The 641-nt window shown below is 44.9% G+C and carries 1 protein-coding gene; it reads right to left on the bottom strand.

The window, feature by feature from the left end:
• Positions 1–641: NADH-quinone oxidoreductase subunit M (locus ACS8FD_RS21700; RefSeq protein WP_439277394.1), on the bottom strand; the 641-nt coding region annotated here is incomplete at both ends.

The raw sequence follows: 641 nt of genomic DNA, 5'->3' as shown, positions 1-641 counted from the left end.
CAGCCGAGCTAAGCCCGTGTGCAAGCATCTGAATCATTAAGCCTTGCAGACTGAGTAATGTACCTGCATAAATCGCCAAAACCACAAAGCCCATGTGCGAAATACTGGTATAGGCAAGCAAGCGCTTCATATCGGTTTGCATAAAGGCAAGCCATGCCCCATAAAAGATACCAATCGTACCTAACGTAATCGCAATCGGTGCAAACTCTTGAGACGCTGCAGGAAACAAGGGCAACACAAAACGAATCAAACCATAAGCTGCTGTCTTAATTAGCACCCCTGCCAAATCCACCGAGCCTGCTGTTGGTGCCTGCGCATGGGCATCCGGCAACCAGCCATGAAAAGGAATAATTGGCAGCTTGACGGCAAAACCAATAAAAAAGCAAAGCATGATTGGATATTCCCAGCCGCCAAGTGGCGTACCGAGTAAGTCATTATAATTAAAGCTAACCACACCGCGATTAGCATAATTGAAGAGTACTAATAACAAAATACCAATGAGCATGATAAGCCCAGAAGCTTGGGTATAAATAAAGAACTTGGTGGCAGCGTATTCTTTAGTCTTACCACCAGCGACATCATGACCCCAGATAGCAATCAAGAAATAGATAGGAACCAGCATCATCTCCCAAAAGAAAAAG

This window comes from Psychrobacter sp. 1U2 (genome assembly GCF_051847575.1).
The sequence above is the reverse complement of the archived record's forward strand: the minus strand, read 5'-3'. Positions and strand labels throughout refer to the sequence as shown.